Source organism: Bifidobacterium gallicum DSM 20093 = LMG 11596, from assembly GCF_000741205.1.
Lineage (GTDB): Bacteria > Actinomycetota > Actinomycetes > Actinomycetales > Bifidobacteriaceae > Bifidobacterium > Bifidobacterium gallicum.
This window is the reverse complement of record NZ_JGYW01000004.1, coordinates 216,556-243,539: the sequence shown is the minus strand read 5'-3', so window position 1 is coordinate 243,539 and position 26,984 is coordinate 216,556. Positions and strand designations below refer to the sequence as shown.

General features: G+C 57.1%; 20 protein-coding genes. 15 read left to right on the top strand and 5 right to left on the bottom strand.

Features of this window, described 5'->3' with window-relative positions:
- Window positions 1–123 precede the first annotated feature (123 nt).
- From BGLCM_RS03810 to BGLCM_RS03795, 4 genes are all read left to right on the top strand, one after another.
- Window positions 124–2,766, top strand: coding sequence for an HAD-IC family P-type ATPase (locus BGLCM_RS03810; protein WP_148401491.1), 2,643 nt, complete (start codon window positions 124–126; stop codon window positions 2,764–2,766).
- A 60-nt stretch (window positions 2,767–2,826) separates the two neighbouring features.
- Window positions 2,827–5,529 carry an aconitate hydratase AcnA gene (acnA, locus tag BGLCM_RS03805; protein WP_044084794.1) on the top strand — a complete coding sequence of 901 codons (2,703 nt, stop codon included), beginning with the start codon at window positions 2,827–2,829 and terminating at the stop codon, window positions 5,527–5,529.
- Between the two features lie 200 nt (window positions 5,530–5,729).
- A complete protein-coding gene (locus BGLCM_RS03800) occupies window positions 5,730–6,350 on the top strand; it encodes an isochorismatase family protein (protein ID WP_044084892.1) in 621 nt (206 codons plus the stop codon).
- Window positions 6,340–8,430 carry a GmrSD restriction endonuclease domain-containing protein gene (locus tag BGLCM_RS03795; RefSeq protein WP_006294374.1) on the top strand — a complete coding sequence of 697 codons (2,091 nt, stop codon included), beginning with the start codon at window positions 6,340–6,342 and terminating at the stop codon, window positions 8,428–8,430. The genes BGLCM_RS03800 and BGLCM_RS03795 overlap by 11 nt, the downstream gene beginning before the upstream one ends.
- Before the next feature lie 184 nt (window positions 8,431–8,614).
- Here the strand turns inward: BGLCM_RS03795 and BGLCM_RS03790 are convergent, their stop codons facing one another.
- Genes BGLCM_RS03790 through BGLCM_RS03780 form a run of 3 tightly spaced genes read right to left on the bottom strand, consistent with a single transcriptional unit; the run spans window position 8,615 to window position 12,194 of the window.
- Entirely contained in the window at window positions 8,615–9,925 is a 1,311-nt protein-coding gene (locus BGLCM_RS03790) for an ABC transporter permease (RefSeq protein ID WP_006294377.1), read from the bottom strand.
- Complete coding sequence (locus BGLCM_RS03785) at window positions 9,912–11,180, bottom strand: ABC transporter permease (RefSeq protein WP_006294378.1); 1,269 nt, start codon at window positions 11,178–11,180, stop codon at window positions 9,912–9,914. Before BGLCM_RS03785 ends, BGLCM_RS03790 begins: the two co-directional genes overlap by 14 nt.
- Before the next feature lie 27 nt (window positions 11,181–11,207).
- Entirely contained in the window at window positions 11,208–12,194 is a 987-nt protein-coding gene (locus tag BGLCM_RS03780; protein ID WP_044084891.1) for an ABC transporter ATP-binding protein, read from the bottom strand.
- 134 nt (window positions 12,195–12,328) lie between these two features.
- On the opposite strand from BGLCM_RS03780, the gene BGLCM_RS03775 reads away from it, so the two are divergent.
- From BGLCM_RS03775 to BGLCM_RS03765, 3 genes are all read left to right on the top strand, one after another.
- Window positions 12,329–13,537 carry a sensor histidine kinase gene (locus BGLCM_RS03775; RefSeq protein ID WP_160268335.1) on the top strand — a complete coding sequence of 403 codons (1,209 nt, stop codon included), beginning with the start codon at window positions 12,329–12,331 and terminating at the stop codon, window positions 13,535–13,537.
- Between the two features lie 106 nt (window positions 13,538–13,643).
- Window positions 13,644–14,300: a response regulator transcription factor gene (locus tag BGLCM_RS03770; protein WP_006294381.1), complete on the top strand. Its 657-nt coding sequence runs from the start codon at window positions 13,644–13,646 to the stop codon at window positions 14,298–14,300.
- Between the two features lie 556 nt (window positions 14,301–14,856).
- A complete protein-coding gene (locus tag BGLCM_RS03765) occupies window positions 14,857–15,705 on the top strand; it encodes a Bax inhibitor-1/YccA family protein (protein WP_044084793.1) in 849 nt (282 codons plus the stop codon).
- A 168-nt stretch (window positions 15,706–15,873) separates the two neighbouring features.
- On the opposite strand, the gene BGLCM_RS03760 is transcribed toward BGLCM_RS03765, so the two are convergent.
- Window positions 15,874–16,668 (bottom strand): GTP pyrophosphokinase, encoded by a 795-nt coding sequence (locus BGLCM_RS03760; protein WP_044084792.1) that lies wholly within the window; start codon window positions 16,666–16,668, stop codon window positions 15,874–15,876.
- Between the two features lie 105 nt (window positions 16,669–16,773).
- On the opposite strand from BGLCM_RS03760, the gene miaB reads away from it, so the two are divergent.
- Together miaB and miaA are read left to right on the top strand one after the other, a co-directional pair.
- A complete protein-coding gene (gene miaB, locus BGLCM_RS03755; RefSeq protein WP_006294384.1) occupies window positions 16,774–18,213 on the top strand; it encodes a tRNA (N6-isopentenyl adenosine(37)-C2)-methylthiotransferase MiaB in 1,440 nt (479 codons plus the stop codon).
- Window positions 18,214–18,310: 97 nt separating this feature from the next.
- Entirely contained in the window at window positions 18,311–19,336 is a 1,026-nt protein-coding gene (gene miaA / locus BGLCM_RS03750) for a tRNA (adenosine(37)-N6)-dimethylallyltransferase MiaA (RefSeq protein WP_044084791.1), read from the top strand.
- A gap of 52 nt (window positions 19,337–19,388) precedes the next feature.
- Here the strand turns inward: miaA and BGLCM_RS03745 are convergent, their stop codons facing one another.
- Window positions 19,389–20,108 (bottom strand): Fic/DOC family protein, encoded by a 720-nt coding sequence (locus BGLCM_RS03745; RefSeq protein WP_006294386.1) that lies wholly within the window; start codon window positions 20,106–20,108, stop codon window positions 19,389–19,391.
- Between the two features lie 126 nt (window positions 20,109–20,234).
- Here BGLCM_RS03745 and BGLCM_RS03740 point away from each other — a divergent pair, with 126 nt between their 5' ends.
- The 6 genes from BGLCM_RS03740 to recA all read left to right on the top strand — a co-directional run bounded on the left by BGLCM_RS03740 (window position 20,235) and on the right by recA (window position 26,960).
- Entirely contained in the window at window positions 20,235–23,072 is a 2,838-nt protein-coding gene (locus tag BGLCM_RS03740; protein ID WP_044084789.1) for an FtsK/SpoIIIE family DNA translocase, read from the top strand.
- Window positions 23,073–23,213: 141 nt separating this feature from the next.
- Window positions 23,214–23,864: a CDP-diacylglycerol--glycerol-3-phosphate 3-phosphatidyltransferase gene (pgsA, locus tag BGLCM_RS03735; protein ID WP_006294388.1), complete on the top strand. Its 651-nt coding sequence runs from the start codon at window positions 23,214–23,216 to the stop codon at window positions 23,862–23,864.
- Between the two features lie 191 nt (window positions 23,865–24,055).
- Entirely contained in the window at window positions 24,056–24,601 is a 546-nt protein-coding gene (locus tag BGLCM_RS03730) for a CinA family protein (protein ID WP_044084888.1), read from the top strand.
- A 40-nt stretch (window positions 24,602–24,641) separates the two neighbouring features.
- Window positions 24,642–25,157: a helix-turn-helix domain-containing protein gene (locus BGLCM_RS03725; protein WP_006294390.1), complete on the top strand. Its 516-nt coding sequence runs from the start codon at window positions 24,642–24,644 to the stop codon at window positions 25,155–25,157.
- Between the two features lie 137 nt (window positions 25,158–25,294).
- Window positions 25,295–25,537: a DUF3046 domain-containing protein gene (locus tag BGLCM_RS03720; RefSeq protein WP_006294392.1), complete on the top strand. Its 243-nt coding sequence runs from the start codon at window positions 25,295–25,297 to the stop codon at window positions 25,535–25,537.
- Window positions 25,538–25,847: 310 nt separating this feature from the next.
- Window positions 25,848–26,960, top strand: a complete 1,113-nt coding sequence (gene recA / locus BGLCM_RS03715) for a recombinase RecA (RefSeq protein ID WP_044084788.1) — start codon at window positions 25,848–25,850, stop codon at window positions 26,958–26,960.
- Window positions 26,961–26,984 lie beyond the last annotated feature (24 nt).

Genomic DNA, 26,984 nt, shown 5'->3' with positions numbered 1-26,984 from the left:
TTTGCGTTGCCTCCTAGTGCCGCTGCAATCCCCGCATGAGGGAGCGCGGCTCACTTCGCATAATTTGAATCCTTCGTGAGGATGATGGGCAGCGGCCGCCCATTTGCGGTAGGGTAAACAACCATGACCACTTCGCCGAACGCCCCCGAGACAGGTTCGTCCGCAACACCATCCGCAGTAGCAGGAGCATCAGGACCATCTGCGACGCCAGCAACCTCCAATAACGGCGACGTATCGCTGCCGGCCGTCACTGAGGACGGCTTGAGCCAAGCGCAAGTTGACCAGTGCCGCGAAGCAGGACAAACCAACTTTGTCAAGGACGAAACGTCGCGCTCGCTCGCAGACATTGTGCGCGCCAATGTGTTCACGTTGTTCAACGGCATCATCCTGACGGCCATGGTGCTCGTGCTGATCACAGGCTCCTGGAAAGACGCCGTGTTCGGTTTCGTCATCATCATCAACACAGGCATCGGCATCGTCACCGAATTGCGGGCCAAACACACGCTTGACAGACTCTCGATCCTCGTCGCATCCGACTACATGGTGCGTCGCGCGGGGCACAACATCGCCGTCTCGCACAACGACATCGTGCTCGGCGACCTGCTATGGCTGCGTTCGGGCGAACAAGTTCCAGCCGACGCCAAAGTGGTGGACAACTGGGGGCTCGAGCTAGATGAATCGATGATCACCGGCGAGTCGCGCACGGTGCGCAAAACAGTGGGAGACAAGGTGTTCTCGGGATCCACGGCCGTGTCCGGCATGGCACTCGTACGCGTTACGGCCGTCGGCGCGCACAGTTACGCCGCGGAGTTGACAGCACAAGCCAAGGTCTACAAAAAGAACATTTCCGACCTCAACCGCGGCATCAACACAATTTTGAAGTTCATGACGTTCCTCGTCGTGCCGCTGTGCGTGCTACTGATCTGCACACAGATGAACACGGTCGGCGGTTGGGGACACGCGTTCGCCACGGGGGCCTGGCGGCAGGCTGTTGTCTCATCCGTCGCGGGCGTGGTGGGCATGGTGCCGGAAGGCCTCGTGCTGTTGACATCGCTGAATTTTGCGCTCGCGGCCATCCGTTTGGCGCGCAAGTCTACGCTTGTGCAAGACCTTGATTCCGTGGAGACGCTCGCCCGCGTCGACGCGCTCAATTTGGACAAGACCGGCACGGTTACTGACGGCGGCATCGAGTTCGACAACATTGTTGCGTTGACGCCCTCTCAGGATTCTTCTGATTCCCGCCAACCCACCATGGGCGCCGTGCGCCAGGCATTGGCTGACCTCGCGAATGAGGAAAACCCCAACGGCACAGGCAAAGCCGTGCTCGAAGGCTTAGGCGTACAAGGCGTCAAGCCCGGCTCGGTCGATGCTCGCGTGCCATTCTCGAGCGCACGCAAATGGAGCGCCGTGGCCTACGCCACGCCCACGATGGGCCTTGATGACAGCCAAGGCGTGTGGTATATGGGTGCTCCCGAAGTGCTGCTCACCGCTATCGGTGGCGACCACGACGATGTGTTGGACACCGTCAACCAGTATGCAAACCAAGGCAACCGTGTATTGCTGATCATGCATGTGCGTCAAACGGTGGCCGATAGTGTGCCTGATGGGTTTGAAACAAATCCAGCTGTGGACGCCCAAGCGCAACCCGTGGCACTCGTGCTGTGTTCGGAGCGCATCCGTTCCGATGCGCAGCCCACGCTGGCATGGTTCCGTGAACAAGGCGTGCGATGCCGCATCATTTCCGGAGACAATCCTGTTACGGTGGGAGCCATTGCCGCCAAGGTGAAACTCACAGGGGAGCGCGAACCGGTTTCGATGGACGCACGCAAGCTGCCAGAAGACATCAACGAGCTGGCTGAAGTACTGGAAGGCGTTGATGTGTTGGGCCGTGTGTTGCCTGAACAGAAGAAAGCCATTGTGCAAGCGTTGCATGCGGGCAACCATGTGGTGGCCATGACGGGCGATGGTGTCAACGATGCGCTGGCCATCAAGGAAGCCGATCTGGGTATCGCGATGGGCAATGCGGCGCCGGCCACCAAAGCCGTGGCTGAAGTGGTGCTTGTGGATTCGAAGTTCTCGCATTTGCCCGATGTGGTGGCGCGCGGCCGTCAGGTCATGGCCAACATGGAACGTGTGGCGAGTTTGTTCCTCGTCAAGACTGTGTATTCGGCGCTAATCTCGTTTGGCGTGGTGCTTACGGCCATTCCATACCCGTACCTGCCACGCCATATTTCATATATTGGCGCATTGACGATTGGCGCCCCGGCTTTCTTGCTGGCATTGGCCCCCAACACGAGGCGCTACATCCCAGGGTTCTTGCGACGCGTCTTTGCGTTCGCGTTGCCGTGCGGTATCGCCACGGCATTGGCTGTGCTGGTTGCCGCATGGGGCATTCCAGCGTGGCTGGGATGGAATGTGGACACGGACAATGCCGATTTGTTGCGGTTGCGTTCGATTTGCGCGTTGGTGTTGTTGCTGATGGGTGTTCTTGTGTTGGCGCGTGTAGCACGGCCGTTGCGTTCGTGGCGAGGCGGCCTTGTTGCCGCGTTTGCTGCGGTGGCCTGTTTGGGCATCAGCATTCCGTTTGTTTCTGCATTCTTTGAGCTACACTGGCCGACGGGGGTGGCTGTCTTGCCGGCATTGGCCGCACTGGCGCTGGCCGTAGTGCTATTTGCATTGAGTGTGTGGTTGATTCCAAAGATTTTGCCCCAGCTGTTTGCGCTCGTCTCATATGTCAAGCGCCGGTTCAGTCGTGCGCGAACATGATAGGTACGCTGAAGCGAGCAGGGCGGCATGGCTGACCACCCGCAGAACGGAGCAGAACATATGACGTTGCGCGAAAGCCAACTAGATACGCTTACCGTGGGTTCGACCACGTTTGACTACTATCGCATCGCTGATTTGGCGGGTATTGACCATCTGCCGTATTCGCTCAAGGTGCTCGTGGAAAACCTTGTGCGCAATGAGGATGGCGCCAATATCACTGACCAGCATGTGCAGGCGCTGTTGGATTGGGATCCGGCTGCCGACCCGAGCCATGAGATCCAGTTCACGCCGTCCCGCGTGGTCATGCAGGACTTCACAGGTGTGCCTTGCGTGGTGGATTTGGCCACGATGCGTGACGCCGTCAAGAAGCTCGGTGGCAACCCTGAGGTCATCAATCCGCAGGTACAGTCCGACATGATCATTGATCATTCGGTGCAGATTGACAAGTATGGTGTTGCCGACGCCGTCGAAGTCAACATGGACATCGAATACCAGCGCAACGGCGAGCGCTACCAGTTCCTACGTTGGGGCCAGCAGGCATTTGAGAACTTCCGTGTTGTGCCGCCGGGAACAGGCATCATCCACCAGGTCAATATTGAGTATTTGGCTCGCGTGGTCATGACGAAGGCTCAGCAGGACGGCAATACGCTGGCCTATTTGGATTCGTGTGTAGGTACTGATTCGCATACGACAACGGTCAACGGCTTGGGCGTGCTCGGCTGGGGTGTTGGCGGCATTGAGGCTGAGGCCGCTATGCTCGGACAGCCGATTTCGATGCTTGTGCCGCGCGTGGTGGGCTTCAAGCTCAAAGGTTCAATTCCTGAGGGTGTGACGGCCACGGATGTGGTGTTGACCATCACCGACATGCTGCGTCAGCATGGTGTGGTCGGCAAGTTTGTGGAGTTCTATGGTGAGGGCATCGCTTCTGTGCCGCTGGCCAACCGTGCGACGATTGGCAACATGAGCCCTGAGTTTGGTTCGACGTGTGGCATTTTCCCGATTGACGATGTCACGTTGGATTATTTGCGTTTGACGGGCCGCTCCGATGAGCAGGTTGAACTCGTCAAGGCGTATGCGAAGGCGAACAAGCTGTGGCATGATGTCAACGATCCGGATTATGTGGAGCCGCGCTATTCGGAATACTTGGAGCTGGATTTGTCGACGGTCGTGCCGTCGATTGCTGGTCCGAAGCGTCCGCAGGACCGTATTGCGTTGAGCGAGTCGAAGCGTGTGTTTGAAGAAACGTTGCCGGGTTATGTCACTGACAAGACGACGCGTGAACCTGTGGCTGTCAGCACGGATTTCCGTGGTGATTTCGAACTGACGAATGGTGATGTGGCCATCGCATCGATCACATCGTGCACGAACACGTCGAACCCGTCGGTCATGATTGCCGCCGGTTTGTTGGCGCGCAATGCGGTGGCTCGTGGTTTGAAGCCCAAGCCGTGGGTCAAGACGTCGCTGGCTCCGGGTTCGCAGGTTGTCGCTGATTATTTGCAACAGGCCGGTTTGCAGGATGATTTGGACGCGTTGGGCTACCAGCTCGTCGGCTTCGGCTGCGCCACTTGCATTGGCAATTCGGGTCCGCTGCTGCCGGAGATTTCCGAAGCGATCAACACGAACGACATGACGGTCACGGCGGTGCTGTCGGGCAACCGTAACTTTGAGGGCCGTATCAGCCCTGATGTCAAGATGAACTATCTGGCTTCTCCGCCACTCGTTATCGCCTATGCGTTGGCTGGTACGATGGCGTTCGATTTTGAAACCGAACCGTTGGGCCAGGATGGTGAAGGCAAGCCGGTGTTCTTGAAGGACATTTGGCCTACGAATGAGCAGGTCGAACAGGTTGTGGCTGACAATGTCAACCGCGAGATGTTCCTCAAGGATTACGCTTCGGTATTCGATGGCGATGCGCGTTGGAAGGGCCTCGACGTGCCTGAAGGCGAGCTGTTCGCTTGGGATCCGGATTCGACGTATGTGCGTCAGCAGACGTTCTTTGATGGCATGACGGCACAGCCGGCTCCTGTGGAAGATGTGCGTGATGCGCGCGTGCTGGCTTTCCTCGGCGATTCGGTGACGACCGACCATATTTCGCCGGCTGGCGCGTTCAAGGCGTCGAGTCCTGCTGGCCAGTATCTGGTGGAGCATGGTGTGCAGCAGAAGGATTTCAACTCCTACGGTTCGCGCCGTGGCAACCATGAGGTGATGGTACGTGGCACGTTCGGCAACATCCGTTTGCGCAACCTGCTGCTGGGCGCCGTTGGTGAAGAGATCACACCAGGCGGTTACACCTATGACTTCCTGGAGATGAAACCGACGACCATTTATGAGGCGTCCCGCAATTACATCGCCAATGATGTGCCACTCGTCGTGATTGGCGGCAAGGAATACGGCACAGGCTCCTCGCGTGACTGGGCGGCCAAGGGTACGGCCATGCTTGGTGTCAAGGCTGTGATTGTGGAAAGCTTCGAACGAATCCACCGTTCCAACCTGATCGGCATGGGCGTGCTGCCGTTGCAGTTCCCCGAAGGCGAATCAGCCACGTCGCTGGGACTGGACGGCACTGAAACTTACAGCATCACTGGCATCACTGAGCTTAACGAAGGTGTGACACCGAAGACTGTGCATGTTGACGCTACGCACGCTGATGGATCGCATACCGAGTTTGAAGCTGTGGTGCGTATCGATACTCCAGGTGAAGCCGACTACTACCGTAACGGCGGCATCCTGCAGTATGTGCTGCGCAACCTGATGAAGGGCTAAGTTGACCTAAGCCCACGGATATTCCTGTATGGCAGCCCGGACCTTTACGGTCCGGGCTGCTGTGCATTGGAACGACACTACATGGGTTTGGCAACGTATGGGATGCGTGGATTGAATCGTCATGCAACGCAATGAGGCAATAGCTGAACATGTAAGTACTGTGCGCATGCGTTGACGGTTAAGATGGGCGCATGACTGAATTGAAACGTGCTTTGCTTGTTGTTGATGTGCAACCGACATTCTGTGAAGGGGGAGAGCTCGGTGTGGAGGGTGGCAACGCCGTAGCTGAAGCGATCGGGACGTTCGTGCAACAGTATGGTGACCAGTATGCGCTGATTGTGACGACGCAGGATTGGCATATTGAACCGGGGCCGCATTGGTCTGAACAGCCGGATTATGTGGACACCTGGCCGGTGCATGGCAAGGCTGGCACACCAAACGCGCAGCTGCATCCGGCGATTGCCGCGCTCGGGTTAGATCACCATATCAAAAAAGGCCAGTATTGCGCGGCGTATTCTGGTTTTGAAGGCATTGAAGACAACACTGATGATGTCCCTACACGCGAACAGGTTCAGGCACATGCCTCGCAGACGTTGGAACAGTTGCTGCGTGACCATGACATCACCAGTGTGGATATTATGGGCATCGCGTTGTCGCATTGTGTGCGTGACACGGCATTGGATGCGCAACGCTTGGGATTCGAGACGCGGGTCTATACGGATTTGAGCGTGCCGGTAAGCGTGGAACTGGGCGAGCAGGCTGTGCAACGCATGGCGCAATCCGGTATCACGCTGCTTGAAGGAGACGAGTATGTCGATTAGCGCGAGTGAACAGCCGCTGGCCAAAGTATTTACAGCCGACTACCGATTCGTGGTGCCATCATTCCAGCGCGCCTACCAGTGGCGTCGCACGCAAATGAGCCAACTCATTGATGATGTCATCGACGCATGCAGCGCCAAGCTGAGCCAATACTTCCTCGGGTCGTTGATCCTCGTGCGTGAGGACGGCGCCCGCTATCAGGTCATTGATGGTCAACAGCGGCTGGTGTCGCTGACAATCCTGTTCGCTGTGCTGCGCTATCTGGAAGACGACCCACAGTTGGAAGAAAGCCTGGCGGGACTCATGGTCGAAACCGGCGACAAGTTGCGCGGCATCACGCCTGAACCGCGTGTGCATTTGCGTGAACGTGATGAAGAGTTCTTCCGCGAGTATGTGCAGCAAGGCAATCTGGAAGCGCTGTTCGATTTGCATGACACGGATTGTGCGACACAAGCCCAACGCAACATCATGGATAATGTGCGCTACGCCTATGATGAGCTGGCCAAAATGAGCGATGAGGAACGTCGCGTTGTCGCATCGTTCCTTGTCAATAACGTGATGCTCGTGATTGTGGTCACCGATGATTTGTCGGGCGCCTACCGCATTTTTGATGTGATGAACATGCGCGGCATGCCATTGACGGCATCGGACGTGTTCAAAGCCAAAGTCATTGCGCATATTCCACAATCGATTCGTGAAGCTTATGCGTCGCGCTGGGATGACATCATGGAACCGTTCGGTGATGATGCCGCCCGCATTGAACGCTTCTTTGAAGACATGCATCTGATTATCACGCATCAGCCGATGTGTGAACAGCCGATTGCTGATTTTTCCGATGCGGTGCTCGTACCATGCTTTGACCATGGCGAAGCCATGAACTTTGTGGATGCGACATTACGGCCGTATGTGGCGGCGTGGGAAATGCTGGAACATCCGACCAGCACCGTATTGCCAACGAATGTGCAAAACCTGTTGGCCGGTCTTAACGATTATCCGACGCAGGATTGGCGCCCTGTGGCCATGTGGGCGCTCAACCACACAATCACGAACCTTGACGACCCCGACACTCAATTGTTTGCCGATGACGCCAAGCGTGACCGTGCCGTACCCGCACAACTGCATGACATGCCGTGGCTGTCGGAAGTCTTGGAAGCGCTTGACCGTGTCACCGGCATCGATGCGCTCAATGGTGAGGCCACATTGCGTCGCCGTCAACGCGCATGCATGGTAGTGCGTGACTTGGAACGTCATCTGCCGGTACGCCGTATTGTAGGGTTTTCCGTTTCCCCCGATGAGCAGCGTTCCGCAATGATGCATTTGCGTGGCGAGCTGACAATCAGTGATGACATGAAACGGTTGCTGCTGGTCCGGGCCAACGAGCAGCTAGCCGGCCATGCGATTGACCGACCGCGCAGTCTCAATGTGATTCGTTTGTTGCCCGAACGGTTGGGCACAACCTCATCGTTCTCATCATGGACGCCAAGCCAATACGATTATTGGGTGGACCGCATTGGCAATTACGTGCTGACCCAGGCTGGCGAGCGCAGTTTCACCTCACTCAATGATTTTGGTGCGCGACGCGATCGCATGGTGCAAAGTGTCAGTTCACGCCGTTTCCCGCTGACCGAGCAGCTGACACAGTTGGTGCAGTTGACTCCCGATGCGTTGCAGCAGCGCCAGCATGAGACGTTGCAACTCATTGCGCAAGCGTGGAATATTCGCTATGACGCCCCGGCTGGTACCGGAACGAATAGTGATGATGCTGATGATGCCCATAATGCCGGCACGCATCGTGCACGCCCGAATTCCAAACGTGTCACTGTCGCCCAAGCTGTACGCGCCGGCCTGTTGACCGTGGGGGAGACGCTCGTGTGGGATCGGCCGCGTAAACATGAGCATTGGGAAGTGACGGTGACCGCTGACGGTTTGCGGTTGCCTGACGGCCGTGAATTCTCAAGCCCCACTTCGGCTGCGAAAGCGGTCAGTGATGGTGGTTCAGCCAAAATCGATGTGTGGAAGCGTCCTGCTACCGGTCAATCATTGGCTGATATTTGGAAGACCTATCGCCGTCACCATGCGTGACATGCGGCGAACGCGTTGATGATGTTGGCTGCAGTGTAAGGCCGAACAACCAATCTTCATATGCCGGCGAGTTTTCCGGCATTGTTGTTGGATGTCATATATACAGAAGGGGCTGGAAGCGCTAGGCTTCCAGCCCCAACTGTGCGTGCCATGCAAGACGGGAAAGGCACGCACATTTATTCGGTCAGGCTTCGATGAGTTGGGTCACCCCTGAAGCCTCGAGTGATGGCCGTGTGCGCCGCAGTTTGGACACGGCCAAGCCGATCAGGATGAATGTGGCGCCGAACAAGGCGACGAGCAGGCAGTTCTGGGCCCATGCCCCGATATCCAAGCGCCCGTTTTCGCCACTGATCGCATCGATGGACTGGCAGAGCCACCAGCCTGGTGTGAGTTTGCCGATGGCAATCATGAAATCAGGCATCATGCTAATCGGGAAAGCGACGCCCGATGTGAACATGACGAGCAAACCATACACATTGCCTGCGGCGTTGACGACCACGTCGTTGCTCGACAGCATGCTGACCATGAATCCGCATGCCACGCCCACCACGGCATAGAGGAATGATGAGAGCAACGTGAACACCAGCGTCAAAACCGGTATGCCGGTAATGGGCAATCCTGCCAGCGCGGGCAACGCCAATGAGATGCCGAAGAACAGCAATCCGATGGCAAGTCCGAATGTGGCGCATCCCAGAAACTCTGCGAGTACCATCGGACCCGTATGCTGTGGGGACGCATACAAGCGACGGCGCACGTTCGGCAATGAGAATGAACTCATCGTCAACGCCGTGGTCACCATCATGGCCACGAGCAGCGGGTACACACCCATTTTCACGGTGTTGATGAACGTGATGCGTGCGGCTTCCTCCATATCCTCATTGGCATGAGGATCCTTGGCTACGGCGATTTCAGGGAACGCTTCGCGCTGATCACCGGTGGCTGTGAGCACACGATCTGCCGCATCGGTGAGCGTGGCTGCGGTGATTGCTGCGTGACCATGCTGCTGACTGGCGTGTTGTGCCAGCGCATCAATACGCGTCAACGTCAGGAAATCGTCAAGCTGCAAACGGGCCAATGAACCGTAGGCCGACGTGTAACTCGTCACCACTTCCAGTTGCGGAACCGTGGTGCCTTGGTCAAGCGCCTTGGCCAGGTCGGAGGTGTAGCCGTCAGGAATGATGATGATCAAATCCACATAGTTGGACGCCACAGCCGTTTGCATTTGTTCAGCCGTGCTGCCGATATCGATGATGTCGCTATCATGGCTCAAAAATGCGCGCATATCTTCGGCAAACCGCCCATGTTCGGCATCCTGGTTGATGATGGCCACATCGGCATGCGTCGGCTCATATGTGTCGCTTGAACCCAATGAGGCGGTTTGGCTGGCGAACATCCAGCTCAATCCGAACATCATGAGACATAAAAAGCCTACATAAATCAGGATTATCAGTCGTTTCGACAGCAGCACGCGTATCGCGGTTTTATAGGTGTGCATAACGTTGCCTCCTGAGCAGTGCTGTCGCCGCCGCCAAACAGATGACAGTCATGGCCATAAGGATGCCGACTGTGCGCCAGAACGGGGCATAGGAATCGTAATAAAGAATGTCGTAGAACAAATTGGTCACTTGCTGGGTGGGATTGATTAACGACAACACCGGGGTATTGCGTTGAATCGTGTCACTGAGCAGCATGGCAGGTTCGCCATAGAGGCCTGAGAACAGTGAGCAGACACAGGCGATTGCTGTGGACAGACCGATTTTGGCGCCGTTGCTCAACCGTGGCAATGCCCCGAGCAGCGTGCCGATCGCGTTGGAAGCCAACGATGCTATAAAGATGGCCAGGATGACTGCCGCCCAACGGCCTCCAAGCCCCACACCGCACACAAAATGGATGTACAGCAATGCCACCAGCAATGCGGCAATCGTGCATAACCAGCTGGCGAGAAACCCTCCAAGCAGCTGTTTGGAACGCGCCAACGGGGCCAGGGAACGGCGCATGCCCAACGCCGACAAATTGGCCTGGGTCGTGCATACGGTGGTTACGGCGAATGTCGTGGCCATCAACGCCGTCATGGCCAGCAGCGCATAGTAATAGCGGGCATTCTGGTCCGGTTTGAAATGCGTCAAGGTGATTTCCTTGGAAAATTGCGGGTCTTGCGCAATCTGCCGCAAGAACGTGTCGTCATGCAGCGCGTTTGGATCACGTTTGGCCACGTTGGCCATTTCCAGTTGCTGACGATTGAACACACCAATCGTTTCGTTAAGGATGCTCAACGTGACAGGCAAACTTGTGGCTTGGGTGGCATCACTGGCATGTGACACGGCTGAACGGCTGATTGTGGCACTGAGCATGCCTTCGTCATCAACACTCAAAAAGCCTCGGATATCCGGGTTGTCATTAATCAGGTCAGTGGCCGATGCCACATCATCAACAGGCTGCAACTTGAGCAAATTGCGCAAATCCACACCTTCAACAGGAATCGTTTCCACTTCCACCGCGTTCTTGCAGTTGGGCGTATCCACGGGATCTTGCTGCAAGGCGCCAATCAGCGTCCGGGCCGCAGTGGCATCGCAAAACGCTTGGTCGGTGACTACGACGAACCGCATGGTGTTGATGCGGTACGCCTCACCCAAATTGCTGAACATGCCAAGAAACATTGTCGACAGCACAATCGGGAAGCAAAACAGCCAGAACACGGCTGATTTGGCACGCAAATTGACCTTCAACATGGTCACAAACGTGGTCCACATGACTCTCTCCTCTTCTCCCGCACCGGCCTAATCACGCAAGGTCGTGCCGGTCAATGCCAAGAACACATCGTTGAGGGTGGGGGAGTGGGAACTGATATGGCCAACCGCCACCTGATGCGCACGCAACAACTGCAACACGTCAAGAAGGTTGTGTGCGTCTTGCTCGCACATGATGTGCAACTGCCCGTCGTCAAATGAGGCTTCCTGTACGCCTTCCAACGCGTCGAGCGCTTGCAGCACGCTGGCGCGCGCCAATGCGTCGCCCAACAGCGCGGGCGTCTCGATACTGATGCGCTCGCCTAAGGAAATCATGCGTTTAAGCTCGTCAGCCGTGCCCAACGCAATCTGGCGGCCATGGTCAATGATTTGGATGCGGTCGCAAATCTGTTCCACTTCTTCCATGTAATGGCTCGTGTACACAATCGTGGAACCGCGGCCATTGAGTTTTTGGATGCCTTCAAGAATCGCGTTGCGGCTTTGCGGATCCACCGCCACGGTCGGCTCATCAAAGAAAATCAGTTCCGGCTGGTGCACAATGCCGCATGCGATGTTCAAACGGCGCAGCAGACCGCCCGACAGTTTGCGCGGACGGAACTTGCGATGGTCTTCGAGCCCCACAAAATCAATGGCCTCTTGCACCAGATGCTTCCGGTGCGATCTGTCGGGGACATACAACGAACAAAAATAGTTGATGTTTTCCTCAACAGTCAGCTCATTGAACACGGCCACATCCTGTGGCACGATGCCAATGCGGCGTTTGAGATCGTAGCTCGTCGGTCCCATCGGCTCACCAAAAATGCGGATAGTACCCGAATCAAAGGTCAGCAATCCCAAAATGCAGTTGATCGCCGTGGTCTTGCCTGATCCATTGGGACCCAACAACCCGTAGATTTCGCCGCGACGCACGGTCATAGACAGATAATCCAACGCCAGCGTATCGTCATACCTCTTGACAAGGTCCTTGACGGCGATGGCGGCCGTAGACTGGGCGACGTTGCTCGGAGCCTGACCCATATGCTGTTCATGTGTGTTCATGGTGTCTATCATGCACCCCCCGTATAGTGGCCACACAGTGTTTCCCATCACCATTTGTAAGGAACATGGTGAGGAATGTCACCATAGGGATGACAGCCACCATGGTTTGCTGGATGATGGAAACATTCGCAGTCCAGCACCAAGGAGGTGGCATTCCGATGAATGTAATCATGCACATTCCAGCGTTTGCCGCTGCCTGGCTGCTGGCCACCATGTCTGGCATTCCGATGAACCTGACCTTCGTATGCGGACTCTTGTTGAGTATTTGCGTGGGCGCTCTGGGCATGCTCATTAACAGCCCGAAACGCCAAATCGGTTATGCGGCACTCAGCGCGCTATGCCTGTGGATGCCCCAATGGAGCGTGTTCATTCCGGTGCTGGCCGCTGACGCCACTTATGCGTCGGGACTGTCTGAAGCACAGCCGCGTTGGCGCAGGTACGTTGGAGCGACGCCACTGATTATTCTGGTGTTGCTTATGGCGCTGCAACCCACGGCACAATGGCACGAGATGATGCATGATCCCACGTTGCTGGACATGATATGGCTCGTGCTGCTCTGGGGGTTGGCGGCCGGTATGGTCAGTTACGCGTTGGCGCGCCGGACATCCCAAGGCGACCGTATGCGCATGACAGCTGACGTGCAACGTGAACGGTTGCGCCTGTCACGTGCCAACTTGAACGACATGCAAACCGCGCGCGCCGCCGACATGCAACGTGCACGCATGGCCGAGCGTACGCGCATCGCACGTGAAATCCACGACAACGTGGGACATTTGCTCACGAGCGCAATCATGATGGTGCAAGCCGACCAGGTCGTAGCCGCAACGATGGGTGACGACGAACATGCGCAATCGTTCGCGCGAGTCGGCGCCACGCTTGATGACGCGATGACCACTATCCGCCGTTCCGTCCATGATTTGCGTGATGAAGGCACTGATTTCACAGCTATGGTGGATGATGCCGTTGGTGTGGCCGCAGATGCGGCGTTGGACGTGCAGTTGCATAACAGCGTGGAGCATGCGCCGTCGCAAGTGGCGCATTGTTTCGCCGCAATCATCCGCGAATCGTTGACCAACACTATTCGCCATGGCACAGCACGGCACGCTTCCGTACGCATCAATGAATTGCCAGGTCTATGGCAGCTTGTGGTGCAGGATGATGGAGGACCTTCGGTAGGTGAACATGGGGACGGCACGCCTGGCATTGGTTTGCTCGATATTGAGGAGCGTGCGCGTGTGCTGGGCGGTCAAAGTCTATGCGGACCGCATGGCGAGGGTTGGCGCGTGTTCGTGTCAATTCCCAAAACGACAGTCAGCCCATGATGTTGACTCATGATTGTGCCCTACGATCCGCGTCACAGGCATACACACGCGAATGACGAACCGACGTTTCATACACAAAACACCTCCCCTACAGAAAGCGACACCAATGAAAGTAGCCATTGTTGATGATGATCCGATTGTATGCACATCGATCGGTACGATTCTCACGGCCACCAAAACGGCTGAAGTCATTTGGAGCGCACATGATGGCGTGGCCGCTGTGCGCGAGTATGAGCGTCACGAGCCCGATGTGCTGCTGATTGACGTGCAAATGCCTGATATGGATGGTTTGCAAGCCAGTGAACTCATCCTCAACGCTCATCCTCAGGCACGCATCCTGATCTTGACGACGTTCGCCGACCCCGAGTACATCCGTCGCGCCGTGGAACTGCATACCAAAGGCTATTTGATCAAGCAGGATGTGGCATCGGTCATCCCCGCCGTGCAAGCCGTGATGGCCGGCCAGGTCGTGCTCGGAGCCGAAGTGCTGCAACAGCTGCCAATGCTCGGAACGCAGGGGAGCGCCATGACGGATGCGGCGGCCATGGATGCCGGCCATAGTGATGAACGATTTGAAGGGCTCACCGAACGCGAACGTGACATTGCGGCGTTGGTGGCGGAAGGCCTTGATAACCGGCAGATTGCCGCGCAACTCTATCTCAGTGAAGGTACCGTCAGGAACCGCATCAGCGACATTCTTGCGAAAACCAACATTTCCAACCGTACCAAGCTGGCCGTTGAATGGCTGTCGTGCCACCAGTGAGCGCGCCAGTCGGCTGCGACAAGTGACCGAAAAGATCTGGACGGCGCAAGCAGTCCACACACACGCAAGATAAGGCGCGAGTAGGCGATTGCCAACCGGGCGCCTTAGGGGGAGGGGATGGGGTCGGGGACGTGCTGGGGCACGACACGGCGGAAATCGACAAAGCGGACCGCGCTCCGCCGCCTGCAGGAATCGTGCCGGAAGTATCATCGATTCGGGTCGATTGGTTCCTTCCCAACTCCCTGGTGTACAAACAGCGCCATTGACCCGGAAATGTTTATGCACGGACCCCGATGTCCATGACCTGTTCCGTTCAATGGGTTGCGTTCCACTATAGTCCGATACCCCCGTCGTGTCTGCCTGCGCGCGCGGAAATGAGCTATTTTGCCCGGAATATGAGTCAATTCAGAATTGTTGGAAACAATAGACGGATATCCCTGTGCAGATTTCTGCCACATTCAGCGAATTCACTGCTAACGTTAGTGTGAAGGAAGGGATGTCACCCGTACCATGGTGGCAGCAACACCATCATGGTGAACAGTAAAGGATGAATGTTATGACGTATGGACCGCAGCCCACGAACAATGGGCGCAACATGCCCAACTCCAATCCCTATGCGCAGCAGCCGTATGGTCAACCATACAATCCGCAATACGCGCAGGCCACCGCTTCGGCGCCGAACGCGGGCGCCTATCAGCAGACGCCGATCAACGCCATGTCGCAGGTCACCTATGAGCGCGCCACGCATGACGCGGTCACGCGCACGTATGGTGAAATGACAATCGGCCTGCTGATCACGGCCGCTGTGGCGTTCATCACGCAGATGACGGGAGCCTATATCAGCTTCATTCGCGCCACGGGCCTGATCGGCATCCTGCTCGTCGCCGGCGTGCAAATTGGCTTGGCCGTTTATCTGGGTGTGCGCGTCATGAAGATGCAAGCGTCCACGGCACGCATCTGGTTCTATGTGTTCGCCGCGCTGATGGGCTTTACACTCAGCACCATTTTCATGGCCTACAGTCTGGGCACGATTGGTGTGGCATTGCTCGTCACAGCAGGTTTCTTCTTCGCGCTGACCATGTTCGGCATGACAACCAAAGGCAACATGCTCAAGGCTGGTCCTGTGCTGCTGATCGGCTTGATTGTGCTGATTGTGGCGGAAGTCATTGTGATGTTCATCTTCCCGGGCGACACAGCCATGATGATCATCACGGCGCTGGGCATCGTGGTCTTCGCCGGTTTGACGATTTACGACACGCAGTTCATGAAGCGGGTGTTTGCCCAGTATTCCAGCCAGGGTCCGGAGGCCATCAAGCGTCTGTCGATTCTGTGCGCATTGAACCTGTATCTCGATTTCATCAACATGTTCCTCTACATTCTGCGCCTGTTTGGCAGCCGTGACTGATTGGTTGGCTCACTAATTCACTAGCGAGCTCATTCACTGAGCATGGTGTAGCGGTTGAACTGCACGGCAAGTAAGCAAAGAACAATGAAGGGCTTGGATGCTTCCTGACGGAACTCCAAGCCCTTCACTTTTTGTGGTATCGGTCGGTTGTTGATTGTTGATTGTTCGCTACAGCCACGAGAAATCGCTCAGGTCGTCGCCTTCCTCACGTCGCGGCATTTCCACAGGAGCTTCGCCCCCTTGCGGCGCGCCGTTGATGTCGCGATGGATTGTCTGCATTTGCGTTTCCACATTCTGCAACGATCTGGCGCAATCCAATAGTGTTTGCTCATGTTCGTTGAGTTTGGCGTCATCAATGTCCGATTTATAGCGCAACGCGTGCTCCAACGACGCCCAGTAGTCCATGGCAATCGTGCGGAACTGCACTTCCACAGGCGTGTAATGGGCGCCGGAAGACAAGAACACGGGCACGGCGTAAATCACATGCAATGACCGGTAGCCGTTCTGTTTGGGATTTTTGATGTAATCCTTGACACGTAGCACCTGGATGTCGGACTGGGCCGACAGGTAGTTCGACACGGAATACACATCATCACGGTAATTGCAAATCACGCGCACGCCGGCCACATCGAACAGATTGTTGCGGATCGACTCGATTGTCAACGGCAAGCCATGCCGTTCGAGTTTTTCCATGATCGAGTCCACTGATTTGAGACGGCGCTCCATATGGTGGATTGGGTCGTGCGCAAATCGCACTTGGAATTCAGTGTCGAGGATTTCAAGTTTGGTGCTGATCTCATACATCGCGCCTTCATAAATCTGCATTTGGTTCACAAAATCGGCGATTTCGAACAGCTGTTTGGGGGCGGCATCGTCCTCACCGTGTTCGACAAGTTGGTTCAGACGCATGCGCAGCTCGGCGGAGCTGAGGCGGTTTTGTCGATCAAGTATCACGGTGCCCATTCTAACGAACCAAGCTTGCATATTGTGTGAAATAGTGCTGGGTATGTGCGCAATACGGTGCGTCCGCCTGCCGGTTTTAGCCCGTGCGCGCTAGCATGGTGCCTCATGAATGAAGAGATGATGACGTCTGAGGAACGTAACGCCAGCCCGTCCGCTACCGCGCAAGATCGCGGCAAAGGCCTGTTTTATGTGCATACGCTGGGCTGCCAGATGAATGTGCATGATTCGGAGCGTATCGCCGGTGTGCTCGAAGCCGATGGCTATGTTCCGGCCACGCAAGAGCAGATGGACGCTCAGGATGTCGATCTCATTGTGCTCAACACCTGTGCCGTTCGTGAGAACGCGGCCGAACGCATGTATGGCACGGTTGGCTTGTGGTATCGGATCAAGCAGGAACGTCCGAATTTGCAGATCGCCGTGGGCGGCTGTATGGCCCAGCTCGACCGCGAGCGCATCTGCCGCAAGGCTCCGTGGGTTTCTGCCGTGTTTGGCACGAAGAACATTGGCGATTTGCCGGCGCTGCTTGACCAGAACCGTTTGACGGGGGAACCGCAGGTCAAGGTCAACGACAATCTGACCATGTTTCCGAGCGACCTCCCGGTGGACCGTGCGTCGAAGATTTCCAATTGGGTGTCCATTTCCGTGGGCTGCAATAATACATGCACGTTCTGTATTGTGCCGACCACGCGCGGTAAGGAGCATGATCGTCGTCCCGGCGACGTGCTCGCCGAAGTGCAGCGTTGTGTTGACAACGGTGCGAAAGAGGTCACACTGCTTGGCCAGAACGTCAATTCGTATGGCTATGGCATTGGCGACCGGTTTGCGTTTTCGAAGTTGCTGCGCGCCTGCGGTTCGATCGAAGGGCTGGAGCGCGTGCGTTTCACGAGTCCACATCCGGCCGCGTTTACGGACGATGTGATCGCTGCGATGGCCGAAACGCCGAACGTCATGCACCAGTTGCATTTCCCGTTGCAATCGGGTTCGGACCGCGTTTTGCGTGCGATGCGCCGTTCATATCGCACGTCCAAGTTCCTGACGATTCTCGACAAGATCCGTGCGGCCATGCCTGACGCGCAGATTTCCACCGATATCATTGTCGGCTTTCCTGGCGAGACCGAAGAGGATTTCCAAGCCACGCTTGACGTGGTCGAGCAGGCCCGGTTCGCTTCCGCGTTCACGTTCATTTATTCGCCGCGTCCGGGCACTCCGGCCGCCGCGATGGAGCAGATTGACCATGACGTGGTCCAGGAGCGTTTCGAACGTCTCGTGGCGCTGCAGGAACGTATTACCGCCGAGAATCTGGCTACGTTCGAGGGTCGCGACGTGGAGGTCATGATTACGGGTTCGGGTAGGAAAGATGACAATACGCATCGTGTCACGGGTCGCGAGCGCACGGGTCAGCTTGTGCATATTGGCGTGCCTGAAGGGTTTGACACGCCTCAGGTGGGTGATTTCGTCACGGCTACCGTCACGCATGCGGGCCGGCACAATCTGATTGCCGATCCTGATCCGTCGGCCGGTCAGACGTTCAGCATCCGTCACTGAACGTGGTCAGAATGTATTGATTATTGCCGTGTTGCCGTCCGTCGCCGTCACCCCGTCGGACAGCAACGCGTTGCGTAGGCGAAGGATGGAAGTGGCCATGAGGCAATCTGAGGAATCAATAAACGAACAACTGGAGGAAGTTCCACGTGTCGTGTCGATTGTGGGACCGACGGCCTCGGGTAAGACGGGACTGGGTATCGCTGTGGCGCAACGGCTTGCCCAACTGGGCCAATGCGCCGAAATAGTGAACGCCGACGCGTATCAAATGTACCGTGGCATGGATGTGGGCACGGCCAAAGCGAGCGCGGAAGAACGTGCCCAAGTGCCGCATCATCTGATCGACATCATCGAGCCGGATGACACGATGACGGTCGCACGGTTCCAAGAATTGGCGCGCCAGACGATCGCCGCATTGCAAGCGCAAGGCATCCGGCCAATCCTCGTGGGCGGATCGGGCTTGTATGCGCGAGCCGCCATTGATGACATTGCGTTCCCGGGCACGGACGCGCACATCCGCCAACAGCTGGAGCAGCGAGCGCAAACGGAAGGTCCGGGCGTGCTGTTTGCCGAACTCAAGACCAAGGATCCGCAAGCCGCGGCGCATATGGATTCGAGGAACGTGCGACGTACCATCCGTGCGCTGGAAGTCATCGCGTTGACGGGCCAACCGTTTTCCGCCACGTTGCCGCGCTACCGGTATGTGATTCCGTCCGTGCAGATTGGTCTGGACTTGCCGCGGCCCGAACTTGACGCCCGTATTGACAAACGTACGCAAGCGATGATGCACCAAGGATTTGTGGAGGAAGTCGAACGTATTCGGCCGCGGCTGGGCGCCACGGCGTCACGCGCGTTGGGCTACCAGCAGGTCATCGATTATGTGGACGGATTGCGTGACATGGACGAGACGATCGCCGATATCGCGCAGAAAACCAAGCGTCTGGCGCGCAAACAAATGGGCTGGTTCGGACGCGACCCGCGCATCCACTGGCTCAACGCGCTCAATCCCAAGCTCGTGGACAACGCGATGGCGATCATCGCCAACGCCGATGCCGGACGCTACGATGCGATCGACGCGAGGGCTGATGAGTATGTGCAGCATCATTTGGGCGCCGTGCAAGAGTGACGGACGAACCTGACGTACGTCCAGAATGCTGCTGCATGAGTATGCGCGACTGTCAGTGCGCGGGACCCTGGTCCCAACCCGCCACGAGAAACACGCGGCTCGGATTGGCCGGACGCGCGATGCGGTCGAACATGGCATGGAATCCTGACGTGTCACCGTGATAAGCCAGATGCTTGGCCTGCTCGTACTCGTCACGGTTAACCAGACCCCAATCCAAATCCCAACCGGCCGCATGCGTCAAACGCGAGATGAACATGCGCAGCACGGCCGCGTTTCCACCCACGAACGGATGCAAATAGCCGAGCTCATCATAAATATGGGCCAGCGCGTCAATCACGTCGGGACGGTCCAGACCGCGCAACTCGTGCAGTTCCTCAAGCTCACTGGCAATGTTGGCCGCACCCGTCTCAATCAGCGAAGCGGGAAAGAACACAATCGACGTGTCGGCACCGCGACGTTCGTTGGCGCTCGTACGCAGTTCTCCCGCATCATCGAACACGTCGTCATAGAGCCGGCGGTGAATCGCGACCAGTTCATCAAGACCACCCGATGGCTCCCAACCTTGTTCAGCCAGGCGCACAGTGCGTGCGAACACGGCATCGCGGTGGCTTGCGCCTTGTTCGTCGGCGAAACGCACAAGGTCGGCGCTGTCCACGTCGCCCTGTTCGTAACGCATGCAATAGTCCATGACAGGTTCGGAAGGCGTCATTGCCTCAATCGCGCAGTTTTTCAGTGCAAATGCGACTGCGCTCGCACGTTCTGCTGGTGTCATGCCCCTGAGTGTAGCGCAAGTCGGACGGGTGCAACAACGTAAATGAACATGGGTGACCCGATACGGGCGGCATTGTGAACGGAGCTGACATGCGGTGTCGCGCAACCGGTAGAATCGGGTACTGTTATGGCACGATCAACATCCTCAAAGCAATCCTCATCCGCCAGCAACCGTGCGGATGGCAGCAAACCCGTGCGCAGCGCGCAATCCGGTGGCGCCCAAACACAGGCGGACGACGAACAGGAATCCTTGGGCAAACGCATGTTGCTGGCCGTGCCGCGCGCGGTCGGATCGGGTGTGCGGCGAATCAGCGTGGGCGAATACGACCCTGCGTACCGGCGTGACGGCTTGTGCTTTGTGCTGATCATTTTGGCTGTGTTCTTTTGTGGTTCCGAATGGTTCCGCGTGGACGGCCCATTGGGCCAAGCTTTGCATGCGTTCGCTTCGGGGCTACTCGGCATATTCAGCATTGTGCTGCCCGTATTGCTCGTGATTGTGGCTGTTCGGCTGATGCGTAACGCCGGCAAGGATTCAGGCAATCCGCGCGTGATGTTGGGCTGGTTCCTGCTGTTGTGGTCGTTATGTTCGATCGTCGATGTGGCCATTGCGTCCAACCAGCATTCCTTCACGTGGGCGTCGGTGCAACGGGCCGGCGGGTTGCTGGGCTTCGCAATCGGTTCCCCGTTGGCGTGGGGACTGTCCCAAGGCTTCGCGATCGTTGTGTTTGTGGTGGTGGCAGTGTTTTCGATATTGCTGCTCACACAAACCCATGTGACTGATATTCCCGACCGTATTCGCACGCTGACTGGCAAGGGTGTGCCCGCGGACCATGCGTACGACGGTCTGGATGACGAAGACCGGTTGGATTCCAACGGGTTGCAGTTCGCCGCTGGAGTGCCGCTGCATGATGGCCATGACGATAATGAGGATGCCGTACCAAGCCGGCTGCCATGGTACAAGCGTCTGTTCCAACGGCGCCACCCACCGGCCGATGACACGATGCTTGACGAATATGCGGGCGATGAAGCGTTCCAACGCGCCGCCTCCCGGCACGGCCGCGCCGATGAAACCGAAATTGTGCCCAAAGCGCAGCGCGCCTCACAAACAATGGTCATGCCCACATCGAGCCGTGACCCCTGGGCCGCTATGGATGACGAACAAACAATGTTCGTTGACCCGGCCACCGGTGAACTGATGCCGGCCAGCGGTACGGCGTTGGCGGCGGCGCAATACACAGCGCCATCACCCACGCGTGTGATGCCCGTCTCGACAGGCCATGCGGATGCCGAAGCACATACGGTGCCCGATGCCGACGCGGCGCAGATGGAGACAGCCGCCGCGACGATGGCGGCCGGCCCGAATGCGGTTGGGCAGAATGCGACCGGAACCGCGCACGCTTGGTCCGGCGACGATGTTGATGACGATGGCGAGCATGGGGAAGCGCTCGCGCCCTACCAGCTGCCTGACCTTGGATTGCTGGCCAAAGGCAAGCCGCATGCGGCGCGCACGCCGGCCAATGATGCCGTGATTCGTTCGTTGACCAATACGTTTGAACAGTTCAACGTGGATGCCAAAGTGGTCGGATTCCTACGTGGACCGTCCGTAACGCAATACGAGGTTGAACTGGGACCGGGCGTCAAAGTCGAGAAAGTCACGAACCTGCAAAAGAACATCGCATATGCCGTGGCCAGCACGGACGTGCGCATTCTGTCGCCGATTCCGGGCAAGTCGGCCATCGGCATTGAGATTCCGAACGTTGACCGCGAAATCGTGCATCTGGGTGACGTATTGCGTTCGGGCAAAGCGCGTGAAGACCCCAATCCGATGATCGCAGGCGTCGGCAAAGACGTGGAAGGCCACTTTGTGACGGCCGATTTGACGAAAATGCCGCATTTGCTCGTGGCTGGTGCCACGGGTTCAGGTAAGTCGAGCTTCATCAACTCGATGCTGACCTCGATCATCATGCGAGCCACCCCTGACCAGGTGCGCATGATCATGGTCGATCCCAAACGTGTGGAATTGTCGGCTTACGCGGGCATCCCGCATCTGTTGACGCCAATCATCACTGACCCGAAGAAAGCCGCCCAAGCGCTCGAATGGGTGGTCAAGGAAATGGATGCGCGTTACTCGGACCTGGAATTCTTCGGCTTTAGGCACGTCAAGGATTTCAATGAGGCCGTGCGCGCAGGCAAAGTGCATGCGCCCGCAGGCTCGAACCGCAAAGTGGCGCCATATCCGTACCTGCTTGTTGTGGTCGACGAGATGGCCGATTTGATGATGGTGGCCAAAAACGATGTGGAAAGCTCAATCCAGCGCATCACGCAGCTGGCGCGAGCGGCTGGCGTGCATCTGGTGTTGGCCACGCAGCGTCCGTCCGTGGACGTGGTGACGGGTCTGATCAAGGCCAACATTCCTTCACGTCTCGCGTTCGCCACGTCGTCAGCCACGGATTCACGCGTCATCCTTGACACGACGGGCGCGGAAACCCTGATTGGTCAAGGTGACGCGTTGTTCCTGCCCATGGGCAGCGCCAAGCCGATCCGCGTGCAGGGATCATGGGTCAACGAGTCGGAAATTCGACGTGCCGTGGAATTCGTGCGCACCCAACGCAAACCGCATTACCGTGAAGACATTGAACAGATGGCCAAGGAAGTCGAGTCGAGCAAACTCGATCCTACAGAGGACATCGGCAACGATATGGATGAACTGCTGCAAGCGGCTGAACTCGTGGTATCAAGCCAGTTCGGTTCCACGTCGATGCTGCAGCGCAAACTGCGCGTGGGCTTCGCAAAGGCCGGTCGTCTCATGGATTTGCTGGAATCGCGTGGTGTGGTGGGCCCATCCGAAGGGTCCAAGGCCCGTGAAGTGCTCGTGCAACCCCAGGATTTGCCGCAGGTGTTGGCGTTCATCAAAGGCCAGACACCCACACTGACTACGGACCCGGACGGCCAGGAAGACGCCTGAGCGGACGGTGTGCAGTAAATGCTGTTGTCCGGTATGCTAGTTTGGCGTATCTTGGGGCAGCATAGCTTTATTATGGTGCCACATGGATGGTCGGAGCCTGCCAATGGCACGACCCACGATTGCATGATGAGGTGAGCGATAGTGCAACAAACGGATACTGCGGAGAAGCGTTCCCTATGGGACGGCTGGAATGCGCCACCGAACCTTGTGACCTTCTCACGCATCATCCTCGTCGTGGTATTTTTGATTCTCTATATTGCAGGCGGCCCTTGGGGATCGCATAATATGGCGCTGCGCTGGTGGGCCGGCGTGATCTTCATCATCGCCGCTTCGACCGATAAAATCGACGGCTGGATGGCGCGCAAATACAATCAGGTCACCGAATTGGGCAAGCTGCTCGACCCGATCGCCGACAAGCTGTTGACGTTGGGCGCGCTTGTGGTTGCCGCCTGTTTCAACGAATTCGGCAATCCGATTCTCGGTTGGGTTGTCACGTTGCTGTTTGCCGTGCGTGAGTTGGGCATCACGATCATGCGCTTCTTCGTGATTGAGGAAGGTGGCAAGGTCATTGCCGCATCCCAAGCCGGCAAATACAAGACGCTGACGCAATGCATTGGTCTGGGCATGTTGATGTTGCCCGTGTGGTCGTTGGCCGGCACAGGGCAGCCTGTATGGCTCAACATCTATCTGGTCATCATGTATGCGTTGATCTACTTCTCGTTGATCCTGTGCCTGTACTCGGGATGGGAGTACTTGTCAAACACGTTCGGCTGGGGCACCAAGCGCCAGTGAACCACCAAGCGTGATATCAGGGCCTGCAGGCGTTGCCAGCAGGCCCTGATTGCATATACCGGCAGATACGCACATGGCCAGTGAGGCGATGGCAATGTGGGTGGCAACGATATGGGAAAAGTGGGGAGATCATAATGAATGACAATGCGGCAGTGGATTTTCGGGCGAACTCGTTGACCACGGTGGACGAGCTGCAGCAGGCTTGTGATGAACTGGCTGCGCCGATCCTTGAATGGTGTGCCGAGCATGCGATCAAAATCGCGTGCGCCGAATCATTGACGGGCGGCCTGCTGGCAGACGCGTTTGTACGCATTCCGGGCGCGAGCCAAGTGTTTTTGGGATCGGCCGTAACGTACGATATTCGTGCCAAAGCAAGTGTGCTGCATGTGGACCCTGTTCTCTTGCAGGAAAGCGGCGCTGTGGACCCCCGTGTGGCCCGGCAGATGGCAAGGCTTACAGCGCAACTGTTTAGCCAACCGGAATATGACGGTCGCGTCATCGGACTGTCGACGACAGGCGTGGCGGGGCCCGGTCCTGACGGCGACAAGCCGGCGGGATTGGTGTATATCGGCGTGTCGTTTCCAACAATTTTCGACAATTTGCGCAACACCCCTGAAACGGCCTTACGCTTGCATTTACAAGGAACAAGAGAAATAATTAGACATAGGACTGTTTGCTGTGTTTTGGAAAACCTGAGCCATTTCACAGCTTGCTCACAGGATGCATTTCTGTACTGAATAGTGAATTGAGTGTTTGAAAGCGTGAAAGGGGATTGTCATGACCGTGGCAACAAAGGAAACCATCGAGGTTGAGAAGGTTGTAGAGGTCCCTTCTCCGATTCGCAGCGGCGGCGCCCGTATGCGCGAACTTACCCCTGCACAGCGTCGCGCTGTGATGTTCGCGCAGCAGCAAGTCCTGCGTGCGCGCGCCGCCAAGAAAGCCAAGGATGAGCGACAGGCCGCACTGGCCCGCATGTGGCAGGAGGAAGACGCCGAAACCAACAAGCCGCGTTCCGTCGTGCGCAAGCGCGAAATCATCGGCGGCGAAGTGAAGGAAGTTTCACTGCGTGAGGCCATCGGCCATGTCTTGCGTGATTTGCGCACACGTGACCACAAGACGTTGCGTGAGGTCAGCGAGAAGGCCGGTGTGTCACTCGGCTACCTGTCTGAAGTGGAACGTGGCCAGAAGGAAGCCAGCTCCGAGCTGCTCGCCTCCATCTCCGAATCGCTGGGCCTGTCCACCTCGCAGATGCTGCGCCTCGTAGCTGATTATCTGGATTCTGTGGAAGCCTGAAACGCCCCAAGCATTGCCTCGCTTCGTACGGGCATTGCATCATACATAGCACCAACGCCCCGCCACAACAGTGGCGGCGTTGGCGTTGGTTGGGTACGGCATTACGCCGGTTCGAACGATGGGCTAGTGTGGCGGCTATGCGTGAACGAGAGTTTTGGCAATTGGTTGAGGAAGTGTTCGGTCGCAGTTACGGCCGTGCATTGTCTCGCGACCAAGGATTGACGCGGTTGGATGGCATGACCGTCGTGGAAGCGCTGGATGCCGGCGTGGAACCACGCGTGGTGTGGAATGTGCTGTGCGACCAGATGGATGTGCCCGATGCCAAGCGATGGGGCAAGGACCATGCGGCACCGCCGCTGCCGGTGGATTTTCAAGGATGACCACGGGTTTGTGGTTTCTGTGGTTTCTGTAAATCCTGTGATTGCTATGGTCTGATCGTGTCGATTGCGTGTTTGCCACGACACGGCGCATAATGCAGCCATATTCGAACATTTGTTCGCATTGGTGCTATACTCGAATGCGGTACAGCTCATGATTGTGGCATGCAAGCGGTCATGGTGAATGTGGATGCGCGACTTGGTTCTCCACATTGCCCCTGCACTCTTGCCGGCCACAGGAGCCACACGGTAGCGTGACATGCAGACCGCTTGCATGGGTCATGCATGGCGCACTACAGCGAAGGAGAGGGCAATGGCTCAGTCGAAGAACGACCAGAAGAATACGGTGCAAGGCGGCATCGATCCCAAGCGTCAGGAAGCGCTGGACACGGCGCTCAAGCAAGTGGAGAAAAGCTTTGGCAAAGGGTCGGCCATGCGCTTGGGGGACCGTCCTGAACAGGATGTGGAAGTCATTCCCACAGGTTCATTGGCGTTGGACATGGCCTTGGGTATTGGCGGCCTGCCGCGAGGCCGCATTGTCGAAATTTACGGACCTGAATCATCGGGCAAGACCACATTGGCGTTGCATGTGGTGGCCAATGCGCAGCGCAATGGCGGTGTTGCGGCGTTTATCGACGCCGAACATGCGCTCGATCCCGTCTATGCGCGCAAGCTTGGAGTGGATACCGATTCGCTGATTGTCTCGCAGCCAGACAACGGTGAACAGGCGTTGGAAATCGCCGACATGCTGATCCGTTCGGGCGCGCTGGACGTGATTGTGGTCGATTCGGTCGCCGCGTTGGTGCCCAAGGCTGAGATTGAAGGCGACATGGGCGACAGCCATGTGGGCTTGCAGGCACGTCTGATGAGCCAGGCGCTGCGCAAGATGACAGGCGCTTTGGCGCAGGCCGGCACCACGGCCATTTTCATCAACCAGCTTCGCGAGAAAATAGGTGTGTTCTTTGGCAGTCCTGAGACCACGACGGGCGGCAAGGCGTTGAAGTTCTATTCGTCGGTGCGTCTTGACATCCGTCGCATCCAGACGATCAAAGCCGGTGATGAGGCTGTGGGCAACCGCACGCGAGTCAAGGTGGTCAAGAACAAGATGGCTCCGCCGTTCAAGTCGGCTGAGTTCGATGTGCTCTATGGTGAGGGCATTTCGCGTGAAGGCTCGATTCTTGATATGGCGTTGCAAACCGATGTGGTCAAGAAGTCGGGTTCCTGGTTCACCTACAATGGCGACCAGCTCGGCCAAGGCCGTGAGAACGTGCGCAAATACCTCAAGGACACCCCTGAACTGGCTCGCCAGATCGAGGACCAGGTCAAGGTGGCGTTTGGCCTGCTGGAGCCTGAGGAGCAGTTCGTGGAAGGCGCTGAAGGCGATGCCGAATTGGCGTCGGGCGCAACTGAGGATGTGGCATACTGAGCCAGACGGTTTGCACTGTCTGAC

Excerpts from the sequence above, each read along its gene's own strand:
- BGLCM_RS03810 (WP_148401491.1), top strand. The coding sequence starts at position 124 with ATGACCACTTCGCCGAACGCCCCCGAGACAGGTTCGTCCGCAACACCA.
- acnA (WP_044084794.1), top strand. The coding sequence starts at position 2,827 with ATGACGTTGCGCGAAAGCCAACTAGATACGCTTACCGTGGGTTCGACC.
- BGLCM_RS03795 (WP_006294374.1), top strand. The coding sequence starts at position 6,340 with ATGTCGATTAGCGCGAGTGAACAGCCGCTGGCCAAAGTATTTACAGCC.
- BGLCM_RS03790 (WP_006294377.1), bottom strand. The coding sequence starts at position 9,925 with ATGCACACCTATAAAACCGCGATACGCGTGCTGCTGTCGAAACGACTG.
- BGLCM_RS03785 (WP_006294378.1), bottom strand. The coding sequence starts at position 11,180 with ATGTGGACCACGTTTGTGACCATGTTGAAGGTCAATTTGCGTGCCAAA.
- BGLCM_RS03780 (WP_044084891.1), bottom strand. The coding sequence starts at position 12,194 with ATGGGTCAGGCTCCGAGCAACGTCGCCCAGTCTACGGCCGCCATCGCC.
- BGLCM_RS03775 (WP_160268335.1), top strand. The coding sequence starts at position 12,329 with ATGATGGAAACATTCGCAGTCCAGCACCAAGGAGGTGGCATTCCGATG.
- BGLCM_RS03770 (WP_006294381.1), top strand. The coding sequence starts at position 13,644 with ATGAAAGTAGCCATTGTTGATGATGATCCGATTGTATGCACATCGATC.
- BGLCM_RS03765 (WP_044084793.1), top strand. The coding sequence starts at position 14,857 with ATGACGTATGGACCGCAGCCCACGAACAATGGGCGCAACATGCCCAAC.
- BGLCM_RS03760 (WP_044084792.1), bottom strand. The coding sequence starts at position 16,668 with ATGGGCACCGTGATACTTGATCGACAAAACCGCCTCAGCTCCGCCGAG.
- miaB (WP_006294384.1), top strand. The coding sequence starts at position 16,774 with ATGAATGAAGAGATGATGACGTCTGAGGAACGTAACGCCAGCCCGTCC.
- miaA (WP_044084791.1), top strand. The coding sequence starts at position 18,311 with ATGAGGCAATCTGAGGAATCAATAAACGAACAACTGGAGGAAGTTCCA.
- BGLCM_RS03745 (WP_006294386.1), bottom strand. The coding sequence starts at position 20,108 with ATGACACCAGCAGAACGTGCGAGCGCAGTCGCATTTGCACTGAAAAAC.
- BGLCM_RS03740 (WP_044084789.1), top strand. The coding sequence starts at position 20,235 with ATGGCACGATCAACATCCTCAAAGCAATCCTCATCCGCCAGCAACCGT.
- BGLCM_RS03725 (WP_006294390.1), top strand. The coding sequence starts at position 24,642 with ATGACCGTGGCAACAAAGGAAACCATCGAGGTTGAGAAGGTTGTAGAG.
- BGLCM_RS03720 (WP_006294392.1), top strand. The coding sequence starts at position 25,295 with ATGCGTGAACGAGAGTTTTGGCAATTGGTTGAGGAAGTGTTCGGTCGC.
- recA (WP_044084788.1), top strand. The coding sequence starts at position 25,848 with ATGGCTCAGTCGAAGAACGACCAGAAGAATACGGTGCAAGGCGGCATC.